The organism is Porcipelethomonas sp. (assembly GCF_051893655.1).
In the GTDB taxonomy this organism is placed as follows: Bacteria; Bacillota; Clostridia; order Oscillospirales; family Ruminococcaceae; genus Porcipelethomonas.
The window spans coordinates 1-6,579 of sequence record NZ_JBJFHN010000129.1; the positions used below are offsets into that span (position 1 = coordinate 1).

Sequence of the window (6,579 nt, forward strand, 5' to 3'; positions counted from 1 at the left end):
TAATCATTTTTTGTCTTCCTTGATAGCATTCCACTGTCCAAAAAGGCGATGGTTTCTGCATACAAATTATTTGGAAATTTTTGTAAATTTTGTCAATTGAAATAGTATCTCATATAAGTTATAATAAATACATAATCTTTGAAAGGAGGAATAGATAATGGCTGAAACTTTTTGGGGAAATTTAAATGGCAATAATTTTGCATTTGATGTAAAAGATTTAAAGTTATTTGGTTCAAATAAAGACATTGTTACCGGTAAATGCTCTTCATATTATGCATATGTCGGAGAAATCGAAAAGGAAATTATAATTGATTCCGCAACATTTGAAGCACTAAAAAAGAAATTTCCGGATAAAGAAGAAAATGAATAATCTTAAAACCGCTTTCAACTGAGGGCGGTTTTCTTATACCCAAATGAAAGGACGTGAATTCATGGGCAGGCAGCGCAAATTCAAGAGTGCAAAACAATTAGAAGAAGCATGGAAAGCATACAAAGCAGATTGTGACAATCAGATGGTACTTACCCATGATTTCAGTTCTAAGAATTCCGAATTTGTCAGTAAAGAACTAAAACGCAGCATAACATACACGATTGAGGGATTTTGTGTGTTTGCAGGAATTTCCCGTGCTGCATTTTATGAATATTACGGAGATAATCCGAAATATGTTGACATCGTTACGCGTATGAAAGAGGAGTGTGAAGTTGATGCCAGAAAAAAGTTTGAATTACAGATGATACCTTCGCAGCTGGCGGGGTTATGGATGTCTAAACACGGGTATACAACAAAGACAGATACCAATGTTTCAGGTTCTGTACCTGTAGTAATATCGGGAGAAGAGGATCTTGAAGATTAAAAACAACAGAATAAAACTTCCCGATGTTGTCGGCAAAGGGTACGGCACTTTCTGGCGTTGGAAAGGGCGTTACAGAGTTTGTAAGGGCAGCCGTGCAAGCAAGAAATCCAAAACAACGGCTCTCTGGTATATAGTCAACATTGTCAAATATAAAGACGCCAATTTGCTGGTCATAAGAAAAACTTTCCGTACTCTCAAAGACAGCTGTTTTACTGAATTAAAGTGGGCTGTAAACCGTCTGGGGTGTCAGGAATTCTGGGATATCAAGGAAAGTCCGCTTGAAATGACTTATAAACCTACCGGACAAAAAATTTATTTTCGCGGTCTTGATGATCCGCTGAAGGTTACATCAATAACTGTTGAACATGGATATCTGTGTTGGTGCTGGATAGAAGAAGCCTATGAAATCAGTTCTGAAAATGATTTCAATATGCTTGACGAATCAATTCGCGGAGCAATTCCAGCAGAAACAGGGTTATTCAAACAAATCACCCTGACTTTCAATCCGTGGAATGAACATCACTGGATTAAAGCACGCTTTTTTGATAATCCTGATAGTGAAACCCTTGCTATGACAACTAACTATATGTGTAATGAATGGCTGGATGATGCTGATAAAAAGGTCTTTGAAACAATGAAACAGCAAAATCCGCGCCGTTATCGTGTTGCCGGTCTTGGTGAGTGGGGTATAGTTGACGGTCTTATATATGAAAACTGGGAAGAAAAAGCCTTTGATATCAATGAAATACGTACCATCTCATCAGTAAGGTCAGCATTTGGTCTTGATTTCGGTTATACAAATGACCCTACAGCGTTATTTTGCGGTTTAATTGATACGCATTCAAAAACTATTTGGGTATTTGATGAAATTTATCAGAGAGGTATGAGCAATGAGAAGATCGCTGAAGAAGTTATTAAAGCCGGTTATTCCAAAGAAAAAATAAGAGCCGATCATGAACCTAAAAGTATTGACAGGCTTTATGACCTGGGATTGACGCATATCAGAGAAGCACGAAAAGGCAGAGACAGCATTAACAGCGGCATTGACTATATTCAGGATTTTCATATTATCATACATCCCAGATGCGTTAATTTTATTACTGAAATCAGTAATTATACGTGGGACACGGACAGAAAAACAGGTAAAAAGATAAATAAGCCTATTGATGATTTTAACCATCTTATGGATGCTATGAGGTACGCTCTTGAAGACTTCAGTAACAGCTCTGCATTCAGCTTTGATTAGAAACGAGGTGAAAATGAATGTTTGATTTTATAAATAACATGACAGCAAGGATTTCAAATCTTATTTTGCAGGGTGCAGACAGCCGAATGTCTGACAAAGAATTTATTGAAAGGGAAATTGCTGAATGGAAAAACAGTCCCCGGCGTATTATGCAGATAAAAGGGCATTTGTATTACGAAAATGAACACGATATTTTATCCCGAAAAAGGACAATGATTGGTGAAGACGGCAAATTGCAGGAGGTGGACAATCTCCCGAACAACCGTATTATTGATAATCAGTACGGGAAGCTGGTAAACCAAAAGGCAAATTATCTTTTAGGGCAGCCTTTTGTCATTGAGGGTAAAAATGAACAATATATCAAACTTCTTAAAAAGATATTCAACAAACGGTTTATGAAAACCCTTAAAAACGCCGGGAAATCTGCATTGAACGGCGGTATTTCCTGGCTTTATCCTTATTACAATGAAACAGGAGAATTTTCCTTCCGGCTGTTCCCGGGCTATGAAATTCTTCCGTTCTGGAAAGACAGCGAACATACAATGCTTGATTGTGCAGTTCGCTTATATCTGGTATCGGGTTATGAGGGAACAAATCCTGTCGTTATTGAAAAGGTTGAGATTTTTGATATGCAGGGGATTCATTGCTATGTTCTGGACAGCGGCAGGTTAATTCCTGATACGTCTATAGAAGAGCAGAACTGTTCCTATGTTATAAATAACGGCGTTGCCATGAACTGGGAAAAAATCCCCTTGATTCCGTTAAAGTACAATGAAAATGAAATTCCGCTTCTGAAAAGAGTAAAAAGTCTTCAGGACGGCATCAACATAATGCTTTCGGACTTTGAAAATAATATGCAGGAAGACGCACGAAATACAATACTTGTACTGAAAAATTTTGACGGGCAGAATTTAGGGGAATTTCGAAAAAATCTTGCGACATTCGGGGCAGTAAAAGTCCGATATGACGGAGAGACAAAGGGCGGTGTTGAAACTCTTGAAGTAACAGTTAATGCTGATAATTACAAAGCTGTTATTGAAATATTCAAGAAAGCCCTGATAGAAAATGGAATGGGATATGATGCCAAAGACGACAGGCTTTCCGGAAATCCTAATCAGATGAATATCCAGTCAATGTATTCTGATATAGATTTGGATGCCAATGATATGGAAACTGAGCTGCAGGCAGCTTTTGAAGAAATCCTTTGGTTTATCAACGCTCATCTTTTCAACACTGGTCAGGGCAATTTTGATAATGAGGAAGTTAATATAATTTTCAACCGGGACATTCTTATAAACGAAAGTGAAGCAATTTCCAATTGTCAGGCTTCTGTTGGCATACTGTCTGATGAAACCATAGTCGGTCAGCACCCGTGGGTTGATGATCCGCAGGCTGAACTTGAACGACTGGAAAAACAGAAACAGAAAGAACAGGAAGAAATTCAAAAGCAGCAATACGATCCCTTTGCTTCAAGACAGCCGGGAAATGAAAGCGGTGTGCTGAATGAAGAATAGTGAATACTGGAAGCTGCGTTTTGAACAGCTTGAACAAGCACAGAACCAAAAGGGCACAGATACCTTTGCAGAAATCGAAAAACAGTACAGACAGGCTCAAAAAGAAATTGAGGGAAAAATTGCAGTATGGTATCAGCGCCTTGCTGATAATAATAATGTGAGTATGGCACAAGCCCGAAAAATGCTTGCTGCTGACGAATTAAGAGAATTTAAATGGGATGTTAATGATTACATAAAATACGGGGAAGAAAATGCTTTAAATGGAAAATGGATAAAAGAGCTTGAAAACGCTTCTGCAAAATATCATATTTCCAGTCTGGAAGAACTGAAAATCAGAACACAGCAAAGTCTTGAAGTAATGTTTTCAAAGCAGCTTGAAACTGTTACTGACAGTATGAAAAATATATTTGAAAGCGGATATTATCATACGGCTTATGAACTTCAAAAGGGCTTCAATATAGGATGGGATATTACAGGACTGAATCAATCACAAATTGAAAAGGTCCTTTCTAAGCCGTGGGCGGTAGACGGGAAGAATTTTTCAGAAAGGATTTGGGGCAGTAAGCAAAAATTGATAAATGAAGTTCACAATGAACTTTCGCAAAATATATTGCTTGGTGCTGATCCGCAAAAAGCAATTGACGCCATTTCAAAGAAAATGAATGCTTCCAAAAACAATGCGGGGCGGCTTGTTATGACGGAAGAAGCCTATTTCAGTTCAGCGGCACAAAAAGAATGCTTCAATGAACTTGATGTTGAACAGTATGAAATTGTCGCAACGATAGACTCTCATACTTCTGAAATATGCCAGAATCTTGATGGGAAAGTTTTCCCTGTGAAAGAATTTGAACCGGGTGTAACAGCACCTCCCTTTCACGTTTACTGCCGTTCAACTACTGTTCCGTATTTTGATGATGATTTTGGAAAAACAGCGGAGCGTGAGGCAAGGGATAAAGACGGAAATACATATTATGTTCCTGCTGATATGAGCTATCAGGAATGGAAGAAAACTTTTGCTGAGGGCGGTTCAAAAGAGGGACTGAAAAAGTATAAACAGGTTGACAATTCTGGTGGAAGTGGTATAATAAAGGAAAGCAGTAAAAAACCAATTACGGCTATTACTGATAAATCTATTGAAAAAGTTCAGAATGTTAATATTACTGGATATACAGATGAACAATGTAAATTTATTAAGAGTCAGCATCAGGAACTTTTGAAATATTCTCGTGATAACAATGATAATAAGGAAGTTGCTTTTGTATTCGATAGCAATTTGAGTAATCGAAAAGAATTTATAGGTTCTGACGATAAACTTGACTTTGGTAGTTCGTTGTATGGTAAGGATTTATTTGTTATGCATAATCATCCGAGGAACAGCAGTTATTCCTTTAATGATGTTGTTGAATTTATAGCAAATGACAGTATTAAAACGCTTACTATCGTAAAAAATAATGGTAACATTGAATCATTAACCAAGTTATTTGAAATAGAAAAATTATCAATGTTGAAAGAATTACAGAGGCTTGAAAAAAATAATATTAAGGTTGGTTCTGATAGTGAATATAGAAAAATAGTTGATAAATTTTTAGACAAACATGAAAAAGGAGGATTTTTTGAATGGAAGAAGTAAATAAATCAATTTTAGATGGCTCAAACGAAGAAGCTTCAAAACGACTTGACGAAATGATAAAAGAAATTGAACAAAAGAATAATAATTAAACCGCCCATAAAAAGGCGGTTTTATTCAAGAAAGGTGGCAATAATATGAAAAAAGTATGCCCAAAATGCAGTAAAGAATATACCGAACTTGAAAACTACTGCACAAAGTGCGGAATAGTACTTGAAAAAGCTCCTAATCGTTGTTCGGCAAACAAAACAGTAAATTGTGAAAAGCGAATATACGCTGATGACGATATTTATTGTGCTTATTGCGGAAATCTTACTACATACGCATTGGAACGCCAGTCAAAAGAGACGTGGTAACGTGTTCTAGAGCACAGATTGCTTTTAATTGCCGCTTGCTGTCGGCGTCTGATAAATTGGCAGTTTAACACTCAAAAAAGGGTCACATTTGAAATGCTACCCTTGAATACGCTTACAAGCATCTCGAAAGAGGTGCATTGAACTGTTGACAAATCGGGTGGAAGTGGTATAATAAAAGTAGGGGAAGTGAAAAATATGAGTATTAACGCAATTGAATTGCCGATAGAACAGCAACACACAGGGAAAGGCAATCCTAACGCTATTCTTATGTTTGGTACAGATTTGAATAATCGACAGAAAAAACTTCTTAATTTACTCCCCGGGTTTGACAGTCGTATTACAGTGCCTAAAAAATCAGTAAATATGGCTGATTTATCAGCATTAACAGCTCAGACAGGACATGAATTTGCTATGTTTACCAAAGGCAATGAGCGATTGATTATTCGTGGTAACAGCTATAGCGTTAATATAACTGTTGAAGATGCAAAAAAATTAGCTGAAAATGGGTATAAATGGAGTGGGCATACACATCCTGGAACAGATTATAATTGCTTGATCGCATCATCAGGTGATAAGGCAGTTTTACAGTGTTTTAATCATAAAACAAGCGTAATTTATGATTCCAAAGGAAATTATGCGACATTTGAAAAGGAGGAATGATTATGTGTAAGTTATTTGATGAATGGGTTAATGAAATTAAAGCTTTTTGCATAGATAATTCATTGGATTTTGATAAAGCAAAGTCAATGTCACAGAGTTGGGGCAAAAATTTTGTCGCACTTTCTTATTATGATAAAACCAAAGGAACGAGCGGATTATTAGATGATACACCTATGCCTTTAGTACTTTTAATAAAAAAAACATCAGAAGGATTGACATTTGAGCAAACCGAAAATACAAAAAAATATCTTGGAAAAACAGCATAAATTAAACCGCCCATAAAAAGGCGGTTTTCTTATGCTCTAAACAAGAAAGGATCTGA

General features: G+C 36.7%; 8 protein-coding genes. All 8 read left to right on the forward strand.

Translation table 11 applies throughout. From position 1 onward, the window contains the following. Positions 1-157 precede the first annotated feature (157 nt). On the forward strand, positions 158-370 hold the full coding sequence (locus ACI4WO_RS07760) for a hypothetical protein (RefSeq protein WP_439806987.1): 213 nt from the start codon (positions 158-160) through the stop codon (positions 368-370). A 61-nt stretch (positions 371-431) separates the two neighbouring features. Next, on the forward strand, positions 432-854 hold the full coding sequence (locus ACI4WO_RS07765) for a terminase small subunit (protein ID WP_439806988.1): 423 nt from the start codon (positions 432-434) through the stop codon (positions 852-854). Continuing rightward, entirely contained in the window at positions 844-2,100 is a 1,257-nt protein-coding gene (locus ACI4WO_RS07770; RefSeq protein ID WP_439806989.1) for a PBSX family phage terminase large subunit, read from the forward strand. Before ACI4WO_RS07765 ends, ACI4WO_RS07770 begins: the two co-directional genes overlap by 11 nt. A 17-nt stretch (positions 2,101-2,117) precedes the next feature. Next, the gene (locus tag ACI4WO_RS07775) at positions 2,118-3,614 is read left to right on the forward strand and encodes a phage portal protein (RefSeq protein WP_439806990.1); all 1,497 of its coding nucleotides are present in this window, start codon (positions 2,118-2,120) and stop codon (positions 3,612-3,614) included. Next, positions 3,604-5,244, forward strand: a complete 1,641-nt coding sequence (locus tag ACI4WO_RS07780) for a minor capsid protein (protein WP_439806991.1) — start codon at positions 3,604-3,606, stop codon at positions 5,242-5,244. The genes ACI4WO_RS07775 and ACI4WO_RS07780 overlap by 11 nt, the downstream gene beginning before the upstream one ends. Positions 5,245-5,378: 134 nt before the next feature. Beyond that, a complete protein-coding gene (locus ACI4WO_RS07785) occupies positions 5,379-5,597 on the forward strand; it encodes a hypothetical protein (protein WP_439806992.1) in 219 nt (72 codons plus the stop codon). Between the two features lie 195 nt (positions 5,598-5,792). Beyond that, entirely contained in the window at positions 5,793-6,257 is a 465-nt protein-coding gene (locus ACI4WO_RS07790; RefSeq protein ID WP_439806993.1) for a hypothetical protein, read from the forward strand. 2 nt (positions 6,258-6,259) lie between these two features. Continuing rightward, positions 6,260-6,523, forward strand: a complete 264-nt coding sequence (locus ACI4WO_RS07795; protein WP_439806994.1) for a hypothetical protein — start codon at positions 6,260-6,262, stop codon at positions 6,521-6,523. The last annotated feature ends 56 nt before the right edge of the window (positions 6,524-6,579 follow it).